The sequence below is a fragment of the Salegentibacter salegens genome (genome assembly GCF_900142975.1).
Classification (GTDB): Bacteria; Bacteroidota; Bacteroidia; order Flavobacteriales; family Flavobacteriaceae; genus Salegentibacter; species Salegentibacter salegens.
This window is the reverse complement of sequence record NZ_LT670848.1, coordinates 3,053,073-3,074,179: the sequence shown is the minus strand read 5'-3', so window position 1 is coordinate 3,074,179 and position 21,107 is coordinate 3,053,073. Positions and strand designations below refer to the sequence as shown.

The 21,107-nt window shown below is 37.3% G+C and carries 17 protein-coding genes; 13 read left to right on the top strand and 4 right to left on the bottom strand.

Going from position 1 to position 21,107, the window contains the following annotated elements:
* Position 1: 1 nt before the first annotated feature.
* The 4 genes from B5488_RS13800 (at position 2) to groL (ending at position 3,375) form a co-directional block, all read left to right on the top strand.
* On the top strand, positions 2–868 hold the full coding sequence (locus tag B5488_RS13800) for a hypothetical protein (protein ID WP_079735798.1): 867 nt from the start codon (positions 2–4) through the stop codon (positions 866–868).
* 2 nt (positions 869–870) lie between these two features.
* The gene (gene secG, locus B5488_RS13795) at positions 871–1,215 is read left to right on the top strand and encodes a preprotein translocase subunit SecG (protein WP_079735797.1); all 345 of its coding nucleotides are present in this window, start codon (positions 871–873) and stop codon (positions 1,213–1,215) included.
* Between the two features lie 154 nt (positions 1,216–1,369).
* Entirely contained in the window at positions 1,370–1,645 is a 276-nt protein-coding gene (locus B5488_RS13790; RefSeq protein WP_057482963.1) for a co-chaperone GroES, read from the top strand.
* Positions 1,646–1,737: 92 nt separating this feature from the next.
* A complete protein-coding gene (groL, locus tag B5488_RS13785; RefSeq protein ID WP_079735796.1) occupies positions 1,738–3,375 on the top strand; it encodes a chaperonin GroEL in 1,638 nt (545 codons plus the stop codon).
* 195 nt (positions 3,376–3,570) lie between these two features.
* Here groL and B5488_RS13780 read toward each other — a convergent pair whose 3' ends face one another.
* The gene (locus B5488_RS13780) at positions 3,571–4,023 is read right to left on the bottom strand and encodes an SRPBCC domain-containing protein (RefSeq protein WP_079735795.1); all 453 of its coding nucleotides are present in this window, start codon (positions 4,021–4,023) and stop codon (positions 3,571–3,573) included.
* A gap of 119 nt (positions 4,024–4,142) precedes the next feature.
* Here B5488_RS13780 and B5488_RS13775 point away from each other — a divergent pair, with 119 nt between their 5' ends.
* Positions 4,143–5,612, top strand: coding sequence for an SLC13 family permease (locus B5488_RS13775; RefSeq protein ID WP_079735794.1), 1,470 nt, complete (start codon positions 4,143–4,145; stop codon positions 5,610–5,612).
* A 53-nt stretch (positions 5,613–5,665) separates the two neighbouring features.
* On the opposite strand, the gene B5488_RS13770 is transcribed toward B5488_RS13775, so the two are convergent.
* The 3 genes from B5488_RS13770 to B5488_RS13760 form a co-directional block, all read right to left on the bottom strand.
* Positions 5,666–7,366 carry a SusD/RagB family nutrient-binding outer membrane lipoprotein gene (locus B5488_RS13770; RefSeq protein ID WP_079735793.1) on the bottom strand — a complete coding sequence of 567 codons (1,701 nt, stop codon included), beginning with the start codon at positions 7,364–7,366 and terminating at the stop codon, positions 5,666–5,668.
* Between the two features lie 12 nt (positions 7,367–7,378).
* Entirely contained in the window at positions 7,379–10,468 is a 3,090-nt protein-coding gene (locus B5488_RS13765) for a SusC/RagA family TonB-linked outer membrane protein (protein ID WP_079735792.1), read from the bottom strand.
* A gap of 739 nt (positions 10,469–11,207) precedes the next feature.
* Entirely contained in the window at positions 11,208–12,230 is a 1,023-nt protein-coding gene (locus B5488_RS13760; protein WP_079735791.1) for a helix-turn-helix domain-containing protein, read from the bottom strand.
* A 592-nt stretch (positions 12,231–12,822) separates the two neighbouring features.
* On the opposite strand from B5488_RS13760, the gene B5488_RS13755 reads away from it, so the two are divergent.
* From B5488_RS13755 to B5488_RS13720, 8 genes are all read left to right on the top strand, one after another.
* The gene (locus tag B5488_RS13755) at positions 12,823–13,158 is read left to right on the top strand and encodes an arsenosugar biosynthesis-associated peroxidase-like protein (RefSeq protein ID WP_075325720.1); all 336 of its coding nucleotides are present in this window, start codon (positions 12,823–12,825) and stop codon (positions 13,156–13,158) included.
* 68 nt (positions 13,159–13,226) lie between these two features.
* Positions 13,227–14,285, top strand: coding sequence for an arsenosugar biosynthesis radical SAM (seleno)protein ArsS (gene arsS / locus B5488_RS13750; RefSeq protein WP_079735790.1), 1,059 nt, complete (start codon positions 13,227–13,229; stop codon positions 14,283–14,285).
* A gap of 24 nt (positions 14,286–14,309) precedes the next feature.
* Positions 14,310–14,933: a TIGR04282 family arsenosugar biosynthesis glycosyltransferase gene (locus B5488_RS13745; protein WP_079735789.1), complete on the top strand. Its 624-nt coding sequence runs from the start codon at positions 14,310–14,312 to the stop codon at positions 14,931–14,933.
* Positions 14,930–15,742 carry a purine-nucleoside phosphorylase gene (locus B5488_RS13740; protein WP_079735788.1) on the top strand — a complete coding sequence of 271 codons (813 nt, stop codon included), beginning with the start codon at positions 14,930–14,932 and terminating at the stop codon, positions 15,740–15,742. Before B5488_RS13745 ends, B5488_RS13740 begins: the two co-directional genes overlap by 4 nt.
* A gap of 93 nt (positions 15,743–15,835) precedes the next feature.
* Positions 15,836–17,122 (top strand): NAD(P)/FAD-dependent oxidoreductase, encoded by a 1,287-nt coding sequence (locus tag B5488_RS13735; protein ID WP_079735787.1) that lies wholly within the window; start codon positions 15,836–15,838, stop codon positions 17,120–17,122.
* Entirely contained in the window at positions 17,119–18,702 is a 1,584-nt protein-coding gene (locus B5488_RS13730) for a 4Fe-4S binding protein (protein WP_079735786.1), read from the top strand. The genes B5488_RS13735 and B5488_RS13730 overlap by 4 nt, the downstream gene beginning before the upstream one ends.
* On the top strand, positions 18,703–19,503 hold the full coding sequence (locus B5488_RS13725) for a glycosyltransferase family 2 protein (RefSeq protein ID WP_079735785.1): 801 nt from the start codon (positions 18,703–18,705) through the stop codon (positions 19,501–19,503).
* Positions 19,503–20,969, top strand: coding sequence for a cellulose synthase family protein (locus B5488_RS13720; protein ID WP_079735784.1), 1,467 nt, complete (start codon positions 19,503–19,505; stop codon positions 20,967–20,969). Before B5488_RS13725 ends, B5488_RS13720 begins: the two co-directional genes overlap by 1 nt.
* Positions 20,970–21,107: the final 138 nt, after the last annotated feature.

Sequence of the window (21,107 nt, the reverse complement as noted above, 5' to 3'; positions counted from 1 at the left end):
TATGGAAGCTACCGAATTCATACAACTACTGCAACAACCGGCTGAAATAACCGCCGGGCAAACTACCGCCTTAGAAAAGCTAATTCAAAAAGCACCGTATTTTCAGGCGGCCCGGGCAGTAAGGCTCAAAGGTTTAAAAGAACACCAGGAATTCAGTTACAACAGCGCACTTAAAAAAACCGCTGCCTACACCACTAATCGAAGCGTGCTGTTCGATTTTATTACTTCCAAAGAGTTTAATCAGAACAAAATTGCAAGGCAAATTCAGGATCAGGAAGAGCAATTGCGAAATATTACGGTTTTTGAACCCGAAGAAGTTTTTGCGAAACGAAGTATGGCTATAGATGAAGCCATTAAAATGCGTCAATCGGAATCTGAGCAGGTAATGGATCCCGAGTTATTTTCTAAAAAAAGCCCTGAAGCCTGGGAGCAAACAGAAAAAGATTCATCTGAAGATAATTTGAAACTGGGGGAACCTTTGGAGTTCGATGCATCAGAATCACATTCCTTTTCAGAATGGTTACGACTTACTTCAGCCCAACCTATAAAAAGGGAAGAAGATGAAGCCGAATATCAAAAAGATGATGTTCAGCACAAAAAGTTTGAACTTATTGACAGGTTTATTTCCCAAAGTCCGAAGATAAAACCCGGCAAACCTACCAATAAATCTAACCTTGCCGAAGTGAGCACAACTCCCGCTGAATCTTTAATGACAGAGACTTTAGCACGGGTTTATTTGGAACAAAAAAACTATAAAAAGGCAATCCAGGCTTATAAAATATTAATTTTGAAAAATCCCGAAAAAAGTGGTTTCTTTGCTGACCAAATTCGGGCAACCGAAAAATTACAAGAAAATAATTCAAAATAAGAATGAGCACCTTTACAATTTTTTTAGCATTAATAGTTATTGTAGCCTTTTTACTGGTAGTGGTAATTATGGTACAAAATCCTAAAGGCGGTGGTTTATCTTCCTCTTTTGGTGGCAGTGGGCAACAAGTAGGTGGTGTTAAGAAGACCGGTGACTTTTTAGATAAAAGTACCTGGACCTTAGCAACCCTTTTATTAGTCCTTATTTTACTTTCTAACGTAACTATTATGGACGATGCCGGTTACGGCGAATCAAGGGTTTTTGATGAAGACGCAATGCCTGAGAATACTACTACTCCCCCAGCACAAATGCCAGGTCAACAACCTCAATCTGACAACGACCAATAAAAGGTTTAGTTCTTTATAAAATTCAAAAATGCCAGCTTATGACAAGCTGGCATTTTTTATTGGTAATTGGCAGAGAAAGCGGGGTGGCATAATTTTAGAAATAGGCTTAGTCGCTTATTTAAAGATTAATTAACCTTAATAAATTTATAAAAAAATGGGACTAAACATTAAACCGCTCTCAGACAGAGTTCTTATTGAACCTGAAGCAGCCGAAACCAAAACGGCATCTGGAATTTACATTCCCGAAACAGCTAAAGAAAAACCACAACGTGGAAAAGTTGTAGCTGTAGGTAAGGGAAATAAAGACCACGATATGACTGTGAAAGTTGGTGATACTGTACTTTACGGAAAGTATTCTGGTACAGAATTAAAACTTGAAGGCACAGATTATCTAATGATGAGAGAAGACGATATTCTTGCAATAGTTTAAAAACTTCTTTTCCCCACTCCCGGGGAAATTTTCAAAATAAAATATTATTAATTCAATTTCCGCTACCGCGGAAATCACAAAATTAACCAACAATGGCAAAAAATATAAAGTTTGACATTCAGGCCCGCGACGGAATAAAACGCGGTGTAGATGCATTGGCCAATGCCGTAAAAGTAACTTTAGGTCCTAAAGGACGTAACGTAGTAATAAGCAAATCTTTTGGTGCGCCAACCGTAACTAAAGACGGTGTAACTGTAGCAAAAGAAATTGAGCTTGAAGATCCTTTAGAGAATATGGGAGCTCAAATGGTGAAAGAAGTTGCTTCTAAAACCAATGATCTTGCTGGTGACGGTACTACTACCGCTACTGTACTTGCCCAGGCAATCGTAAAAGAAGGCCTTAAGAACGTTGCAGCAGGCGCAAGCCCAATGGACCTTAAAAGAGGTATAGACAAGGCTGTATTGGCAATCACTAAAGATTTGGAGAAACAAACCAAAGAAGTTGGTGATTCTTCAGAAAAAATAAAACAAGTAGCTTCTATTTCAGCAAATAACGACGAGCATATTGGTGATCTTATTGCCAAGGCTTTTGGTAAAGTTGGAAAAGAAGGTGTAATTACCGTTGAAGAAGCCAAAGGTACTGAAACTCACGTAGAAGTAGTTGAAGGTATGCAGTTTGACCGTGGTTATCTTTCTCCGTATTTCGTGACGAATTCAGAGAAAATGACTGCAGATCTTGAAGATCCGTACATTTTATTGTTCGACAAAAAGATCTCTTCAATGAAAGATTTGCTTCCAATTCTTGAGCCGGTAGCACAATCTGGAAAACCACTTTTAATTATTTCTGAAGACGTAGATGGCGAAGCTCTTGCTACTTTGGTAGTAAACAAACTTCGTGGTTCTCTTAAAATTGCTGCTGTTAAAGCACCAGGATTTGGAGACCGTAGAAAAGCAATGTTAGAAGATATCGCTATCCTAACCGGTGGTACTGTTATTTCTGAAGAAAGAGGATTCTCTTTAGAAAATGCTACCATAGATATGTTAGGTACTGCTGAAAAAGTAGCTATCGATAAAGATAACACTACTATTGTAAACGGTGCTGGAGACAACAAGCAAATTGAAGAACGTGTAAACCAGATCAAAGCTCAGATCGAAACCACAACTTCAGATTATGATAAAGAAAAACTTCAGGAGCGTTTGGCTAAACTAGCCGGCGGTGTTGCCGTACTTTATGTAGGTGCAGCTTCAGAAGTTGAAATGAAGGAGAAAAAAGACCGTGTAGACGATGCACTTCACGCAACCCGTGCGGCTGTAGAAGAAGGTATAGTTGCCGGTGGTGGTGTTGCTTTTGTAAGAGCACAAGCCGTTCTTTCAAAAGTGAAAACTGAAAATGACGATGAAGCAACCGGAGTTCAAATTGTATTTAGAGCAATTGAAGCCCCGCTTAGAACTATCGTAGAAAATGCAGGAAGTGAAGCTTCTGTAGTGATAAATAGAATCCTGGAAGGTAAGAAAGATTTTGGCTATGATGCCAAGACCGGTACTTACGTAGATATGATGAAAGCTGGAATTATAGATCCTAAGAAAGTAACGAGAGTTGCACTTGAAAATGCTGCTTCTGTTGCCGGAATGATCTTAACTACCGAATGTGCCCTTGTGGATATCCCAGAAGACGACAAAGGTGGCGGTATGCCAGGTGGAATGGGCGGCGGAATGCCCGGAATGATGTAATGGCCCGGCCATAGCAGATACTTAAAAACCCGTTTCTTAATCGAAACGGGTTTTTCTTTTTTATAATTTATTCAAATTAAATTCGTCAAGCTGAATTTATTTCAGCTTCTAATATGATTTCAAATCGCATCATGTTAGATCTCCGAATAAATTTCGGAGCAGGCTCTGAAACGAGTTCAGGATAACGTATTGGTTCTATGCCTTCATAAAATCAAAGCCACCTTTTCTAAGGTTGATATCAAATTCAAGGTAATCTTTTAAGCAAGCCAGGAAATTAGCCCAACCTTCGGTATTTCCTCCAAACCACTGGATTCCCTTCTCGTTAGCTTCCATTTTTCCTTCGGTTATTTTTACCAGCGTACTGGTTTTAGAAACTTCTTTAAGGCTAATTTCAACCAACAGGTTTTTATCTTTTGCACCTTCCCATTCAAAAGAAATCAATTCATCGGGAACTAATTTGAGCACATTCACCGGTACATATTCTTCGAATTCCGGAAATTTCCAGCTAATAGACTTCCCCTCCTCCATCATTCCGGAGCTTTCAGCAATAAAATAGTGCTTCATCTTTTCGGGATCTATAATCGCCTCAAAAATTTCAGCTCTTGGTTTTGCGATTTGTAAAGCGGTTTTGATTTCTAACATTTTCATAAGAAATAAATTTAATTTAAGATAGAATTTTTATAAATACCAAAGCTTAGGTAATATTCAAAGAATTACCTCGCTTTATTAAATTTAATATCTTGGTAGTTCCTTGATAACATTATCCAATGAATAAATTTATAAGAGCTCTAATTTTAATAGCGGGGCCTTTATTATTTTTTATACTTCAAATACTGGGCGCTCCACAGTCCATGCCCCCGGCTGCTTTTGATATACTTTGCATAACGATTTGGATGGCGCTCTGGTGGGTTACCGAAGTGATCCCAATTTCGGTCACGGCTTTATTACCGATTGTAATGTTTCCCTTAACCGGCGCTTTGGATATTGAAACTACTACTGCAGCTTTTGGTCATAAATACGTGTTTTTATACCTAGGCGGATTTGTTCTCGCGGTAGCTATAGAAAAATGGGATTTACACCGAAGAATCGCGCTGAACATCATAAACCTCATTGGAAGCAAAATAAAATTTATAATTCTCGGTTTTATGATAGCCACAGCATTTCTTTCTATGTGGATATCCAATACTGCTACATCGGTAATGATGCTACCTATTGGTACCGCGATAATAAGTCAGTTAAAAAACAATCCTTTTAGCGATGAAAATGAACAAGCGGTACTTGGTAAAGCTCTAATGCTAGCTATTGCCTACAGCGCTTCTATTGGCGGAATTGGAACGCTAATAGGAACACCGCCAAACCTTGTATTTGCAGGAATTGTATCTGAACTCTACGGAATAGAAATTAGTTTTATGAAATGGGCGCTTTTGGGGGTGCCAATATCCATTTTCCTACTTTTTATTTGCTGGAAATATCTCACCAGTTTTGCCTTCAATTTTGATAAAGCAGAATTTCCCGGCGGTAAGGCTGAAATTACTACTCTACTAAAATCTTTAGGAAAAATAAGCAAACAAGAAAAAAGGGTACTCGTTATTTTCTGTTGTACCGCATTTTTTTGGATCACAAGATCTTTTTTAATCCAGCCTTTTCTTCCCTTTATAGATGACACCATAATAGCCATTATAGCGGCAATTGCACTTTTTATTGTCCCGTCAGGGAAAGAAACAAAACCTTTATTAAATTGGGAAGAAGCGGTAAGAATTCCGTGGGGAATTATTTTACTTTTTGGCGGCGGAATGGCACTGGCAAAAGGTTTTAGCGAAACAGGCTTAGCCGTTTGGATAGGCGAACAACTCACTTATTTACAAAACCTACCTTTATTTCTATTAATTCTAATTCTAGTAGCCGCGGTTAATTTTCTAACTGAAGTAACCTCTAACCTCGCCACTACGGCAATGCTACTTCCAATTTTAGCTCCTATGGCCTTAGCAATGGGACTTCACCCTTATTTATTGTTAATAAGCGCAACGCTGGCCGCATCTTGCGCCTTTATGTTGCCGGTAGCAACTCCACCAAACGCCGTGGTTTTTGGTTCCGGTTATCTTAATATTCCAGATATGATAAAAACCGGACTATGGATGAACCTGTTTTCTATCCTTTTAATAACTATCCTGGTGTATTTCTTTCTACCCAGCATCTGGGGTTTTAAAGTGAACGAAATTCCGGAAATTTTTGGATAAAAAAAGAGGGGAAAATAATTCCCCCTCTTTCTTCATTTAATCAAATATTCAGGCTAATTCTGTGCCCACCATAGTTCAGTTCCCTGTTCATCTGGGCCCTGTTCCTGGATGGCTGCTTCAACATTTGCTCCGTTAGTATTGTACTCCTGGTTTCCATATCTCATTCTTTGAGGATATTTCCCGTTAAGGGTTCCAGCCGCATAGATATCAAAATCAGACACTCCACTAGCTAATTCAGATGGATAACCTGTATCTCTTACAACTGCCCAGGCTTCAAACCCATCGGTATAAGAAACTATCCATCTTTGGATAGCGATTTTTTCTAAGTTTTCTTCATCGGTTCCATTTAATTGAGCCATTTCTTCATTTGCAATAAATGTCTCAATCTCACTTTCTTCTACTCTCCAAATTTTCATTGCCTGTCTAAGTCCTTCCTGATATAATTCCTGCGCATCACCAGAACCAAGACCTTTTAGAATTGCTTCAGCCTGAAGAAAGTTTCCTTCGGCTGCAGTAAACACCACTTCTGGAAATATTTCAAGACCCTGGTTTTTTGGATTAATAATCCAATCTGCAGGTTCAGAAAACAGATCGTTCTTTACGTGGGGATAAATTTCAGGATTCAATCTTGAAGGTTGCCCTATATAATAATCCTGATCTTGAGAAACAGAAATTGTAAATTCATCTCCAGAACCGCTTCTTGTATATGGCACCCCAGCATTATCTAGTTCAGCCAAAACAAATTCTACGTGTTTATCAAAAAGAGAGGCCCCTGCACCCTCAGCTGGTCTCGTGAAGGTGAAATCTCCTCCAATAATAGGTTCAGCATAACGTGATAATCTTGGATCGTTATTATCCCTAAGATAATCAATAAGGGTTTTTCCAACATTCCAGTGAGATCCTATCCCTCCGAAATTATGCCATACATCTCCGTAAGCAGCATTTCCAAACTGATCAATCTCAGTATCTTTCTCCATAAGCGCATTATCCATTTCACTGCTTAACAAAGGTGCCTGCAGTGCTTCAGAAATAGCTGTTTCGGCAAAATCTGCACCGGGTGCACCCTGTGCTCTTAGCGCCATCCTTAGTTTCAAAGTATTTGCTAACTTTTTCCACTGTTGAAGATCTCCGTTAAAAAACAAATCATTTTCTGCTAGAAGTTCAATGCCCTCTCCAGTTACTGTTTGATCTCCAATAATAGACATCGCCTCATCTAACTCAGCTATTACCCCACGATAAATTTCAGATTGACTATCTAATTTAGGTGTAATAATATCTGGATCTAAAGCTTCTGAATAAGGGACCATTCCAAAAGTATCGGTATACATTTGATAATAAAGACCTTTCATTACAAGACCAAGAGCGTAAAAATTCTGATTTTCCAAGTCTCCGCCTTCACCCACAAAATTTTGATAAACACTTAGGTTACTAACATAACCTGCTATCCAGTCATAAGTAGCATCGGTATACGCTGAACTGTAATCATAACCAAGCGCACCGGTCCACCAGGCTCCATTAAACCCAAATGTAAATTGGCCGGCATATCTATCAGCGTGTATTAATTGTGCCCTCCAGTATGGAAAACGGTTGGGAGCATAAAGTTCTATCTGAATTCCAGTAAGAAAGTATTTAGCACTTACTTCATCAGATCCAAACGCATCAGGTCTTGTATTGATCTCCTCAAAATCGGAACATCCTGCAAGTAAAAAGACCAACAACAAGGTTGCGCTAATTGTCCTTAAAATTCCTTTCATAATTATATTTTATTAAAATTTAATATTAATATTTAAACCAAGACTACGTATAGTTGGTGCATTGTTAAGGGAAATACCCTGTCCAGAAAGTCCTGTCCCAATTGAAGCATCGGGATCAATATCATCAGCTGCTTTGTAGATAAAGAATAAATTTCTACCAATTAAACCAACTGATGCTGAAGTTAAGCCTATATTCTCTATAGATGCTCCTGGCAAACTATAAGTTAAGGCAAATTCCCTTAATCTCACATTGGTTTGATCGTAAACATAGTTTGATGTTATATCCGAATAATTGCTCCAGTACTGCTGCCCAGTGATTTGAATATCGTTTTGCCCCCCTGTTCCTTCATTAATGGCGTCTAAGGTTATGCCAGCATCTCTAAATTCTAAACTTCTTTCAGAAACACCTGCTGCATCAAGATATGAGGATGTAGCAGAATAAATTTCGCCTCCAAATCTACCGTCTACGAGAAATCTCAAATTCCAGTTTTTATAAGTAAAGTTATTGGTTAAACCTCCAATAAAATCTGGCTGGGCATTCCCCAGTTTTTCTCTTTCATTAGACGCTATGGGAAAACCTTCAGCATTTACTAACCTTTCACCGTTTTCGTCAGTTTTCCAGGTGGTTCCATAAATATCACCAATTCCGCCACCAACTTCTGCCCTAATAGACAAGTCGCCTAAGGAATTTAGCACGGTATAATCTAAACCATCAATTAGCTCTACCAATTCATTTTTATTTCTTGACATATTTGCTGAAATGTCCCATCTAAAGTTTTCATTTCGAATAGGCACTCCTCCCAGCATAATTTCAAATCCGTTGTTTTTTACTTCTCCAACATTTTCCTTAAAGAAACTAAAACCTGTCGCAAAAGGCACGGGAACATTAAAAATCATATCGTTAGTTATAATCTCATAAATTGAGAAATCTCCATAGAAACGATTTTTAAACATATTAAATTCCACACCAAATTCAGTAGATTTTACACTCTCTGGTCTTAGATCAGGATTTAGTTTCACACTTGGTCCTTCTAAAACCGTTCTACCTAAATAACCTTGTTGAGGCACACTAAATGTTTGGTATAGTTGATACACATCTGTATCATTACCCACTTCTGCCCAACTGGCTCTTAATTTAAGCATATCCAGAAAATTTTTATCCGGATCTATAAAACGGTTCACCAACAGTGAATAACTTACCGAAGGGTAAAAGAAAGAACGGTTATCTTCACTAAGAGTAGATGACCAGTCGTTTCTGGCTGTCAAGTCTAAATACATAAAATCATCATAAGAGAAACTAAAAGACCCATATAATGAATTTATTTTCTTAACCCCCAATGGAGTATGTGTACTGGTTTGTACGTTGGTATTATTTAAAAATGCACGCGAAGGCAATCTAAATTGGTTACCACTAACACTCATTCCCTCGAAAGTACGTTTAGATAAACTACCACCAACGTTGGCAACTAGATTTAATGTTTCAGTAAGGTCTTTATTTGCCGTTATTAAGAAGTCACTATTAATTTCCACATTCTTACGGTTAGAAAAATTTAAACGTCCATCATAGAAGAAGTGGTGTCCATAATCCTGAATATATTCCGACCTTACATTGGTAACATCTCCACCAATTCTAATAAATGCTGAAAGCCAATCATTAAACTCATAATTTAGCTTAGAGAAACCTAGAAAACGATCCCTGCGCTCATCGTTAGTATCCTGATTTAACATCCAGTATGGGTTACCAATACTTTTGTTTTGCCCAGCATAACTTATTGCCCCATATTCGTCTGAAAACATATCAGGATTACTCCATAAAGAAGGCTTGTACCTTTTCAAGTCATCTATAGCCACATTTCTTGGCATACTATATACATAGGCTAAGACACCTTCGGTACCCACATTCACCCTGTTTTCAAGTTCTTGAGTGAAATAAGTAGCTTTACTGTCTAAGGTTAGTTTATCAGAAAGATCAATTACCCCCCTTAAGTTCAGGTTATGACTATGAAGTTCAGAATTTGGAATAACCGAAGTTGTCTGGTTATTGGTATATGAAAATCTTACACTATGGTTTTCACCACCCTGGTCCATTGCAATAGTATTAATGCTCTTAATTCCATTTTCAAAGAAATTCTCAACGTTATCAGGCTGTGCATTATAAGCTCGTTCTTCGCCCGTGTAGTATAATTGTTGAGAACCATCTAATCGAGGGCCCCATGAATTAGATCCGAAATTATCTAAATCTGAATAAACAGCCCCATTGGTACCCTGTCCATATTCATTCTGAAAATCTGGAAGGAACATAGTTTCTTCTACTGAAATATTCGAATTCAGGGAAATACCTAAACCGGAACCTCTTGTTCCTTTTTTGGTAGTAATTAAGACCACACCACTCGCTGCTCTCGAGCCGTAAAGCGCCGCAGCGTTAGGACCTTTTAGCACCGAAATAGATTCAATATCTGAAGGATTAATATCGGTAATTCCTCCACCTGTCACGGTACTATTATAAATACTTCCCCCAGATTCATTTCCTGAAGCGTCAATAGGAATCCCATCTACTACTACCAGTGCCTGGTTATTCCCAGTTAACGTATTATTACCCCTTATGGTAATACGTGATCCAGAACCTACTCCGCTGGCCTGGTTAACCACTAAACCTGCAACCTTTCCTACAAGTGAACTGGCAACATTGTAATCTTTTACGGTATTCACCTCTTCAGAGTCTAACTCGGTTACAGAGTAACCTAAAGATTTTTTCTCCCTGGTTAGTCCAAGAGAAGTCACCACAACTTCATCTAATGCCTCGGTATCAGGAGACAATTCTAAGTTAATTAAATTTTGTCCGTCTACCGGAAGCTCCTGTGTCATAAAACCTACCATAGAAAAAACTAAAGTAGCATCCCCTGGTACATCCAATGAATAATTTCCGTCAAAATCTGTAGAGGTTCCATTCCTGGTTCCTTTCTCTAGTACAGTAACTCCCGGTAAAGGTATTCCATTTTCAGAATCTGTTACTGTTCCAGTTACTGTTTGTTCCTGCGCAATTAAGTTTTGATTAAATGAAAAAAACATTAATCCAAGCAGGAATAATAATTTTTTACCCATGTGTAATTAGTTTTAGTTAGCATTTCACGCTCTAATAGCGCATTTAAATTATAAAAATTAGTTAAATGAATAGACACCTCAACTATTTATTTTAAAATGTTTCGAGAAAAACACCCCATATAGTTAAAATGACTATCATAATCCTAATCGTTTAAGCTAAAATAATAAGAAGTAATTTAACTTAAGTAATTTTTTTAATTAATTATTAACAGTAACTCCAATTTATTATTTTTGATTTAAGAGAGTGTTATGAAATGAAAAGAAATCTTACTTCTATAAGTATTGGGAACTAAGCGTTTTTAAAGGCTTCGGGGAGTACTCAGGATATGTTATAAGCCTCTCATTCTGTAGTTAATTGTGAAAAGAATACTATTTAATTAGAAGTAAAATAATATTTTTAAGAGAAAGGATTAATTAAATTTAAGCTATTTAATCGCGACAGAATAGACACCAAACTTAAACATGAAAGGTTTAGGGACTGATTTTCGTATTACTTTTATAAGTTCAATAACTTTTTGTAATTTTTATTTTAGGTGTAATAACCAGAATGTTTATTACCCATAAAGCATATCTTCCGCTAAAATCTATTTCTCGACTAAACTCGTTTAAATCGCGCCCCCTGATAAAGAAATTTCCGAAATTTGAAGCGAACTTATTTTTAGGAAGAGATATGTATTAGTTTGAAGGTATATGGAAAGCAGGCCTTATACACTTTTTAAAGAAAAATTATTTCTGAAGTTTAATCAACCTCTTTCTTCCTTGTCTTCAAAAAGTATTTAGGATTTACTCCATACTTTTCTTTAAAAATCTTCGAAAAATAACTTCTATTATTGAGACCAATGGCTGTAACAATTTCAGAAATATTCTTTTCTGAAGTCATTAGCATATCTTTGGCAGCTTCCAGCTTTTTATGTTGCATATATTTATTCACCGTAAGCTCGTAAACATATTTAAAGCCTTCTTGCAGTTTATTCACATTAGTTCCGGCCTCTTTGGCAAGAGCCTCTACCGTTAGATTACTTCCTAAATCTCCCTGAATGCGTTTTACCACGTAATCTACTTTCTCAATATCAGATTGCCTTAGTATTTGCGGAAGTTTATCACCATCCTCATCATCTTCATATTGGGCGATTTGAATAACAAGCATTTGAAAAGTTTTAGCTTCCAGATAGAGAGAACGCAAGAAACCACTAAATTCCTTGGTATTAATCTCGTTCATAATATCGGCAGCTTTTATACTATAATTTCCCTGGTAGAAAAACTGTCTCTCTGCCACCGCATCCTGAAATAACTCCTTCAATGTTGGTTCAAGATCTTGAAAATCGTAATTACGTCTATGAGCAAAAACCGATCTAATAATTTCCAGGCTGGAAACATGGGTAGCTTGGTTAGCTTTAAAATAAAGTACGTGCCCGTTGTATCCGCTACTGGATACAATGATATTTTGATACGCTTTTATTTCATTTACTTTTTCAGTATCCTGGAAAGAATGTCCTGTAGATCCGGCTGAACAAAATATGAATTTTAAAGGATGTACTGTATTGAGGGCAAAATGAATTTCTACATCTTCATAAAACTTACAGTTGTAGCTTATAAATCCCATTCCAGAATCAAAACTGATTCCCCTAATAAAGCCTTCCCCAATATCTTTTGGCAGTTCTATGGTATATTCTCCACTTCCATTTTGAATTGGCGCATTAAGGCTTTCAGAAATATCCTGAATAATTTCATCTACTGGTAAGGTTTTTACATTTATCCTCATAAACTAAAACGTGGGGAAGCCCCTTTAATTCAAATTTTAAAACTTAATATTAGTTTTATTTTAAACACTAACGAATTGATTTAACATTCGTTGAATTTTTGTAAAGTTAGAGTTTCCATCGCAAACACCATTCAAAGCCGGTAACAAATCTGTTTCAAACTAATATAAATAGGTATTGCGTTAAACACTCTTCTTAAATAGGGGCTCAAAATACATAAATGTTCATGATTTAACCTCATAAACCGTAACTTTTATCGCAAAAGCGGCAAGCAAAACAAATTAACAATCAGATATTTACATAATTATTAATCGCGCCCTCTCCTACCCTGGTTAGGTACACAAATATATCAAATACTATGGATATTATTTTTCTGCTACTGGGCCTTGAAGCTTTGGCAATAATTATTGTTTCAACATTTTTTGTAAAAAAAATAATTAAAACACTAGGGAAGAAGTAGCTAACCACTGCATCTTTAATTCTCTTTACATTTTAAGCCTTTAAAAACTCCCTTATTAAACCAAACATTCATTGGGTAAGTAAGTTTTAATAGATATTTTAGACAAAAATTGTATAAATTAAATTGTTACAAAAATGTCTAAGACTTACTATAACCCAGATGACTTGAGAAAATTCGGTGAAATAACTGAATGGAGTGAAGAATTAGGAAATAAATTTTTTGATTACTACGGAAAAGTTTTTGAAGAAGGTGCGCTTTCTGCCCGCGAAAAATCGCTTATAGCCCTTGCCGTTTCCCACGTTGTAAAATGTCCATATTGTATAGACGCTTATACCAAAGACGGCCTACAAAGAGGAATTACCAAAGAAGAAATGATGGAAGCCGTACATGCCGGCGCAGCTATAGAAAGTGGAGCCACCCTGGTTCACGGCGTACAAATGATGAATAAATATGATAAATTAAGTATGTAATATTTTTGCTGATGCTTATCTTCTAAAAATCATTTTTATTCTGTAACAGCACCAAAAGTAATTTTTGCATGGCTTTATTAAAATCTTTATCGGCTAGAAAAAACGATCTTTCAAAACCCGAAAACCAACTTGCATTTTTAAGTAATGGCATTTTTCGAGAGGGAAAACTGCCGCTTTTTAAAGATAAAATTGCCGAAACCGGTAACTTTCCTTTAAAACCTAAAAAACTGGAGATCCTTCAGCTTAATTTAGGATATATGTGCAACCAGGTTTGCTCTCACTGCCATGTAGATGCCGGGCCAGATCGAAAAGAGATTATGACTAAAGAGACCATGCAACAATGCCTGGAGGTAATAAAAATTACGAAAGCTCATACTTTAGACCTCACCGGGGGCGCACCAGAGATGAACCCTAATTTTCGCTGGTTTGTAGAGGAAGCTTCAAAAGCAGGAATCAAGGATTTTATTGTTCGCTCCAATCTCACCATAATTCTGGCGAATAAAAAATACCACGACTTACCAGAATTCTTTAAAAAATATAATGTACACGTGGCTTCTTCGCTTCCTTTTTATAAAAGGGAGAAAACGGATAAGCAGCGCGGCAGCGGCGTTTTTGATAAATCTATTAAAGTTTTACAAATGCTCAACGAAGTAGGTTATGCGCAAGAGGGCAGCGGACTTAAATTAGACCTGGTTTATAACCCTGCCGGGGCATTTTTACCTACAAACCAGCAAGCCCTGGAGAAAGATTTTAAAAAAGCGCTTAAAGAAGATTTCAATATAGATTTTGACAATCTTTTTGCCATTACTAACCTACCTATAAGCAGGTTTCTAGAATTTTTAATCGCTTCAGAGAATTATGAAGATTATATGTATGCACTTGTAGAGGCTTACAATCCCACCGCGGTAGAGAGCGTGATGTGTACAAACACCATTTCAGTAAGTTGGGATGGCTGGTTATACGACTGCGATTTTAATCAAATGTTAGAATTAAAAGTAAACAGTAAAGTGCAGCATATTAGCGATTACAACGAAGATTTGCTCAATAACCGGGAAATACGAATTTCACAACATTGTTACGGCTGTACTGCAGGCGCAGGAAGTAGTTGCCAGGGAACAGTCGCATAATTTTCACTTCTTAAATTTTAAATTTTGAGCCTAAAAGCTGCTGATAGTTTATTAATTATCTTTACCAGGAATCCAGAACTGGGAAAAGTAAAAACCCGACTTGCCAAAGATGTTGGGGATATAACTGCTTTTAAAATTTATAATTTTTTGCTTGAACACACTGTTTCGGTTACTAGAAATCTTGCCGTTAGCAAAGAAGTATATTATTCTGAAATAATTGCTCAAAACGATATTTGGAAACCTGAGATTTATTCTAAAAATCTTCAGCAGGGAAAAGGTTTAGGAGAACGAATGAAGAATGCGTTTGAAAAAGGTTTTAAAAATGGCTATAAAAACATTATTATAATTGGCAGCGATCTTTACGATTTAAAACAAGAAGATCTTGAAAAAGCTTTTCAATTACTTCAGGAAAAGGATGCGGTAATTGGACCGGCTACAGATGGCGGCTATTACTTATTGGGAATGAATCAATTATTCCCTGAAGTTTTTCAGAATAAAGATTGGGGAACCTCATCGGTTTTAGAGGATACTTTAAAAGATTTAAAAGAAAAAAATATCGGTTTGCTTGAAGCACGGAACGATGTAGATTATTATTCAGATATAAAAGATCACGAAGATTTTCAGCAATTTTTCAATAAAAAAATATGATTAAAGATATACAGGAAACCACCAAATACCTGAAAGAAAAAGGATTTGAAAATCCTGAAATAGGGATTATCCTCGGTACGGGATTGGGTCAGCTTTTAGACGAAATAAAGATAGAAATCGAGGTTAGCTACAATCATATTCCCCATTTCCCAACCGCAACGGTAGAATTTCACAAAGGAAAATTAATTTTTGGGGAATTAGCTGGAAAAAAAGTAATGGTAATGCAGGGGCGTTTCCATATGTACGAAGGCTATACTATGCAAGATGTAACTTTTCCTGTGCGTATTATGCATCAACTTGGCATTAAAAAACTACTTGTTTCCAATGCTTCCGGTTCGGTTAATTTAAAGTTCAAAAAAGGTGAACTTATGCTAATTGACGATCATATTAATTTGCTGGGAGATTCGCCTTTAGCTTTTAAAGGAGTTTCACAAATGGGCGAACGTTTTGTAGATATGAGCGCACCTTACGATGCTGAAATGAATAGTTTATTCGAAAAAACCGCTAAAAAACAAAACATTAAACTTCATAAAGGAGTCTACGCGGCACTTTTAGGCCCGCAATTAGAAACCCGTGCTGAATATAGAATGTTGCAGGTTTTGGGAGCAGATGCTGTAGGAATGAGTACAGTTCCTGAAATAATAGTTGCCAATCACTTGAAATTACCGGTTTCGGCTATTTCTGTAATCACCGATGAAGGCGATCCCGACAACCTGAAACCGGTAAATATTGACGAAATTATCGCGATGGCCGAAAAAGCAGAACCAAATATGATTACACTTTTTAAAGAAGTTATAAAAACTGTTTAAGTAAATTACTTCGGAAAAAGCTTAAAAATCATTATTAGAATTATTTTAGTTTCAAGATAAGTCTCACTTTTAAATCTCGATTATCGAGTAAATATGGAACACATCGTCATTATAGGAAATGGGATTTCAGGAATTACCTGCGCACGGCACATTAGGAAGAATTCTGATGCGAAAATTACCGTGATTTCTGCGGAAAGCGATTATTTCTTTTCCCGTACCGCCCTAATGTATGTGTATATGGGCCATATGAAATGGAATCACCTTAAACCTTATGAAGACTGGTTTTGGGAGAAAAACCGTATTGAACTAAAGAAAGCCTGGGTTGATAAAATAGATTTTGAAAGAAAAACCTTGCATTTTTCTTCGGAAGAAACAATGAATTACGATAAACTGGTTTTGGCAACGGGTTCGGTTTATAATAAATTCAATTGGGAAGGTCAGGATTTAAAGGGCGTACAGGGATTGGTTTCTAAACAGGATTTGGAACTCCTGGAAGAAAACACTCAAAACTGTAAAAAAGCCGTAATTATTGGCGGCGGATTGATTGGGGTGGAACTCGCCGAAATGCTCAAAACGCGAAATATTGATGTCACTTTTCTGATTCGGGAAGAAGCTTTTTGGCACAATATGTTGCCCCTGCAGGACGCAAAACTAATTTCGGAACACATCAAATCTCACGGCGTAGACCTTCGGCACCAAACCGAACTCGATAAAATTATTGACGATGAGAACGGAAGAGTTAAATCTATAATCACAAATTCCGGAGAAGAAATTGAATGCCAGGTGGTGGGCCTTTGCACCGGAGTTAGACCAAATATAGATTTTCTTAAAGATTCTGAATTAGAAACCGATAAAGGAATTTTGATTGATGAATATTTACAAACCAACATTAAAGATATTTACGCGATTGGGGACTGTGCACAATTAAAGCAGCCCCAATCCCATCGCAAACCTATTGAAGCTGTTTGGTATGCAGGCCGAATGATGGGCGAAACACTCGCACAAACCTTAACCGGCAATGCGATGAAATACAAACCCGGAAACTGGTTTAATTCGGCTAAATTCTTTGATATTGAATACCAAACTTATGGGAATGTTTCAACAAAACCGGGCGATAATGAAAAGCACTTTCATTGGCAGCATAAAGATAATACCAAAGCTATTACTATCGCTTTTGATGCGAATTCAAATAAATTCCTGGGAATAAATACCTTCGGAATTAGAATGCGCCACCCTGTTTTTGATCAATGGCTAACCGAAAACCGAAAAATAGATCACGTATTGGCCAACCTAAAACAAGCCAATTTTGATCCCGAATTTTATACTCGTTACGAGAAAGATATTTTTAAAAGATTTAAAGAGAATTTACAGAAAGCATGAGCAAAATAGAACATAATATGTCTCTTACTGCAGAGGCACCGTCAAAACTTTCTACAACACAAAGAATGGCTAGCGGTATTGGTTTGGTTGGGTTATTTATTTTAGTACTCGCCGTGGCCAATGTAAATTTTCCGAATAAAGTATTATTCTTAAGTCTGTCTTTGGGCCTTATCGCTGTGGGAACGGTGATTTTCGCGAACGACCTGTATTTAGGTAAACACGAAGGAATAAAAAATGATGGCGTTTGGTTTAAATCACTAACCGGCCGCGGATTTTGGGCCTGGATTCTGGGAATTAGCCTTACGCTTTTCTACGTGGTTTTGTACTGGTTTCCACAATACTTAGGATTGAATTCCGATGGCGCCAATACGGGAATTATTGCTTTGTTTGATCCTTTAAGTAGACTTATTAGCGGGAATCCCGCCAGCCAGTGGTTTGTTTACGGTACGCTTTACACGCTTGCCATTCTTATCTTCGGCTATAAATTTATTCTGAAATATCGCAATAATCGCTACGAGGTAATTCGCACCTTTTCGGTGATGTTTTTTCAATTGGGATTTGCGTTTTTACTTCCTGAAATTCTAATTCGGTTGAATCAGCCTTATTATAATCCGGCGAATATCTGGCCACTTAACTACGATTTGTTTACCGATTATAAGATCAACGAATTCCTTTCTGCAGGAAATATTGGTGTAATTATGCTGGCTTTTGGTTTAATTTCCATTTTTGTAATTACCCCAATTTTAACTTATAAATATGGTAAACGCTGGTATTGCAGCTGGGTTTGCGGCTGCGGCGGACTCGCGGAAACCGCCGGCGATCCTTACCGCCATCTTTCTAACAAATCGCAGTATGCCTGGAAGATTGAGCGTTGGGTAATTCATAGCGTTCTGGTTTTTGTTACGGTAATGACCATCGCGGTTTTATATTCATTTTTAGCCGAAAATCCAGAAGAATTCTGGCTTAGCAGAGATATGTTCCTGTGGGGTTCCGCCGGTTTCCTCACCCTGCTTTTTGCGATAATTATAATTTTTAAGCGAAAAGAATTGGCAAAAGATGCTAAATATGGTGCTATTGGATACCTCGTTATTATTTTGGCTATTATCGGTATTAATTATATTAGCGGTAACGGGAATATTTTCTTCTTTGCCGGCTATCAACTTCGCGAATGGTATGGTTTCTTGATTGGAGCTGTATTTTCCGGAGTAATCGGGGTCGGTTTTTATCCTATTTTTGGTAGTAGGGTTTGGTGTCGCTATGGTTGCCCAATGGCCGCGATTTTAGGAATGCAGCAACGCCTTTTTTCAAGGTTTAGAATTACTACAAACGGTGGCCAATGTATTTCCTGCGGAAATTGCTCTACCTATTGCGAAATGGGAATCGATGTTCGCGCGTATGCTCAAAAGGGAGAAAATATAGTGCGTTCCAGTTGTGTTGGCTGCGGAATTTGCTCGGCAGTTTGCCCAAGAGGCGTTTTAAAACTTGAAAATGACGATTTAGAGGGAAGAATAAATTCTGAAGAAGTTTTACTGGGAAATGATGTAGATCTAATGAATTTGGTAAACCAGAAATCGAAGTAAATGCCGCAAAAAAAACAAGACCCTCAAGGCAAGCAAACGAAGTATGAGTCAGAAAATAATTCTATTAATGAAGCAAAGTCGCAAGAAATAAAGCCATCTGGAGGGATTAAAGTAATTATTCCGGCTTATAACGAAGAAGAATCTATTGCTAAAGTCATTGCTGAAATTCCTGAAATTGTTCAGGAAATAATTGTTGTAAGCAACAATTCTACCGATGCCACTGAAGAAAATGCCGAAAATGCCGGTGCCACAGTACTTCAGGAACATCGAAAAGGTTATGGTTACGCCTGTTTAAAGGGGATGGATTATATTTCAAAACAGACCTTCGACCAGCTCAGGACTAAACCCAACATTATTGTTTTCCTGGACGGCGATTACAGCGATTTTCCTGCTGAATTAACTAAAATTATCGCACCAATTATCGAAAAAGATAAAGATTTGGTGATTGGATCACGAGTGAAAAAATGGCGGGAAAAGGGATCGATGACTTTTCCGCAGATATTTGGAAACTGGCTGGCAACCTCACTGATGAAGTTATTTTTTAACGCCCGGTATACAGATCTTGGTCCGTTTAGAGCGATTAAATATCATAAATTACTGGAACTGGAAATGCAGGACAAAACCTACGGCTGGACGGTAGAAATGCAACTAAAAGCCCTGAAAAAAGGATTTTCCTATACCGAAGTTCCCGTACATTACAAAAACAGGATTGGTACTTCAAAAGTTTCGGGCACGGTGAAAGGTGCTATCTTTGCAGGAATCAAAATTCTGGGATGGATTTTTAAATATAGTTTTAAATAATGGACCTTGCCATTATCATCATATACACACTTGCCCTGCTACTTATTTTTTTCTATAGTATTTCGCAGCTTCAACTGTTAGTGAATTACCTGAAAGCTAAAAAAGAGGTAGAAACTTCGGAGAAATTTGATCTGGAAAATCCTGCTGAAATTCCCTTTGTGACCATTCAACTTCCACTTTATAATGAACTTTACGTGGTGGAGCGTTTACTGAAAAATATTGCAAAAATGGATTACCCCAGGGAAAAGCTGGAGATCCAGGTTTTGGATGATTCTACCGATGAATCTATTACAAAGATTGAAACCATAGTAGCAGAGCTTCAAAAAAACGGGCTCGATATTAAACATATTACCAGGAAAGATCGCAGTGGTTTTAAAGCCGGCGCTTTAAAAGAAGGATTAAAAATTGCCAAAGGTGAGTTTATAGCGATTTTCGATTCTGATTTTCTACCTAAAAAAGATTGGTTATTACAAACCGTACCCTACTTTAAAAATCCTGAAATAGGTGTAGTCCAAACACGCTGGGGGCATATAAACCGCGATTATTCCCTGCTTACAAAAATCCAGGCGTTTGCTTTGGACTTTCATTTTATACTGGAACAGACCGGCCGTAATTTTGGAAGACATTTTATCAACTTTAACGGTACCGCCGGAATATGGAGAAAGGAATGCATTTTAGATGCAGGAAACTGGAGCGGAGATACCTTAACCGAAGACCTGGACCTAAGTTACCGGGCACAACTCCAAAAATGGAAATTTAAATACCTTGAAGATGTGGAAACCCCTGCAGAATTACCGGTTGCGATAAGCGCGGCGCGCTCCCAACAATTTCGATGGAATAAAGGTGCAGCCGAAAATTTTAAAAAGAATTTCAACAAACTCGTTAAAGATAAATCGGTTCCTTTCAGCACTAAATTTCATGCTTTTTTTCACTTATTAAACTCCAGTATGTTTCTGGTGATTCTGGTTCTGGCGGTGTTGAGCATTCCTGTGTTGTTTATTAAAAATAACAATCCGCAGTTTAGCTGGTATTTTAATTTGGTGGCTTTCTTTTTAGTAAGTACGGTGATTTTTTTTCTATGTTATTATGCTGCCTATTCGAGAATTCACGGAAAAAGTTTTAAAAATTTCCTGAGTTTTATCGGTATGTTTTTTACTTTTTTTTCAGTAGCGATGGGATTTTCGGTTCATAATTCTTTAGCTGTTCTGGAAGGGCATTTTGGAAAGAAATCAGCTTTTATAAGAACGCCTAAGTTCAATGTAAATTCATTAAAAGATTCCTGGAAAAACAATATTTATATTCAGCAGAAATTCTCTTTGAGCATCGCCGTAGAATTCGCCTTATGGTTATATTTTGGCTTCGGACTCTATAGCGCTTTTTTACTGAACGATTTTAGCCTTGCTTTTTTTCATCTGATGCTGTTTATTGGATTTGGATTTGTGGTTTTTAAATCGGTGAGGATTTAAATTCAGGCTTGTTACCGTCGTCACCCTGAATTTATTTCAGGGTCTAAGAAGTGGATCAGTTCATGTTAGATCCTGAAACGAGTTCAGGATGACGAAATATATGAATACAAATAGACCTCACAGGTTTTAAAACCTGTA

Coding starts and splice junctions, on each gene's coding strand:
- B5488_RS13790 (WP_057482963.1), top strand. CDS start 1,370: ATGGGACTAAACATTAAACCGCTCTCAGACAGAGTTCTTATTGAACCT.
- B5488_RS13765 (WP_079735792.1), bottom strand. CDS start 10,468: ATGGGTAAAAAATTATTATTCCTGCTTGGATTAATGTTTTTTTCATTT.
- secG (WP_079735797.1), top strand. CDS start 871: ATGAGCACCTTTACAATTTTTTTAGCATTAATAGTTATTGTAGCCTTT.
- B5488_RS13720 (WP_079735784.1), top strand. CDS start 19,503: ATGGACCTTGCCATTATCATCATATACACACTTGCCCTGCTACTTATT.
- B5488_RS13740 (WP_079735788.1), top strand. CDS start 14,930: ATGATTAAAGATATACAGGAAACCACCAAATACCTGAAAGAAAAAGGA.
- B5488_RS13780 (WP_079735795.1), bottom strand. CDS start 4,023: ATGAAAATGTTAGAAATCAAAACCGCTTTACAAATCGCAAAACCAAGA.
- arsS (WP_079735790.1), top strand. CDS start 13,227: ATGGCTTTATTAAAATCTTTATCGGCTAGAAAAAACGATCTTTCAAAA.
- groL (WP_079735796.1), top strand. CDS start 1,738: ATGGCAAAAAATATAAAGTTTGACATTCAGGCCCGCGACGGAATAAAA.
- B5488_RS13755 (WP_075325720.1), top strand. CDS start 12,823: ATGTCTAAGACTTACTATAACCCAGATGACTTGAGAAAATTCGGTGAA.
- B5488_RS13760 (WP_079735791.1), bottom strand. CDS start 12,230: ATGAGGATAAATGTAAAAACCTTACCAGTAGATGAAATTATTCAGGAT.
- B5488_RS13800 (WP_079735798.1), top strand. CDS start 2: ATGGAAGCTACCGAATTCATACAACTACTGCAACAACCGGCTGAAATA.
- B5488_RS13770 (WP_079735793.1), bottom strand. CDS start 7,366: ATGAAAGGAATTTTAAGGACAATTAGCGCAACCTTGTTGTTGGTCTTT.
- B5488_RS13735 (WP_079735787.1), top strand. CDS start 15,836: ATGGAACACATCGTCATTATAGGAAATGGGATTTCAGGAATTACCTGC.
- B5488_RS13730 (WP_079735786.1), top strand. CDS start 17,119: ATGAGCAAAATAGAACATAATATGTCTCTTACTGCAGAGGCACCGTCA.
- B5488_RS13775 (WP_079735794.1), top strand. CDS start 4,143: ATGAATAAATTTATAAGAGCTCTAATTTTAATAGCGGGGCCTTTATTA.
- B5488_RS13725 (WP_079735785.1), top strand. CDS start 18,703: ATGCCGCAAAAAAAACAAGACCCTCAAGGCAAGCAAACGAAGTATGAG.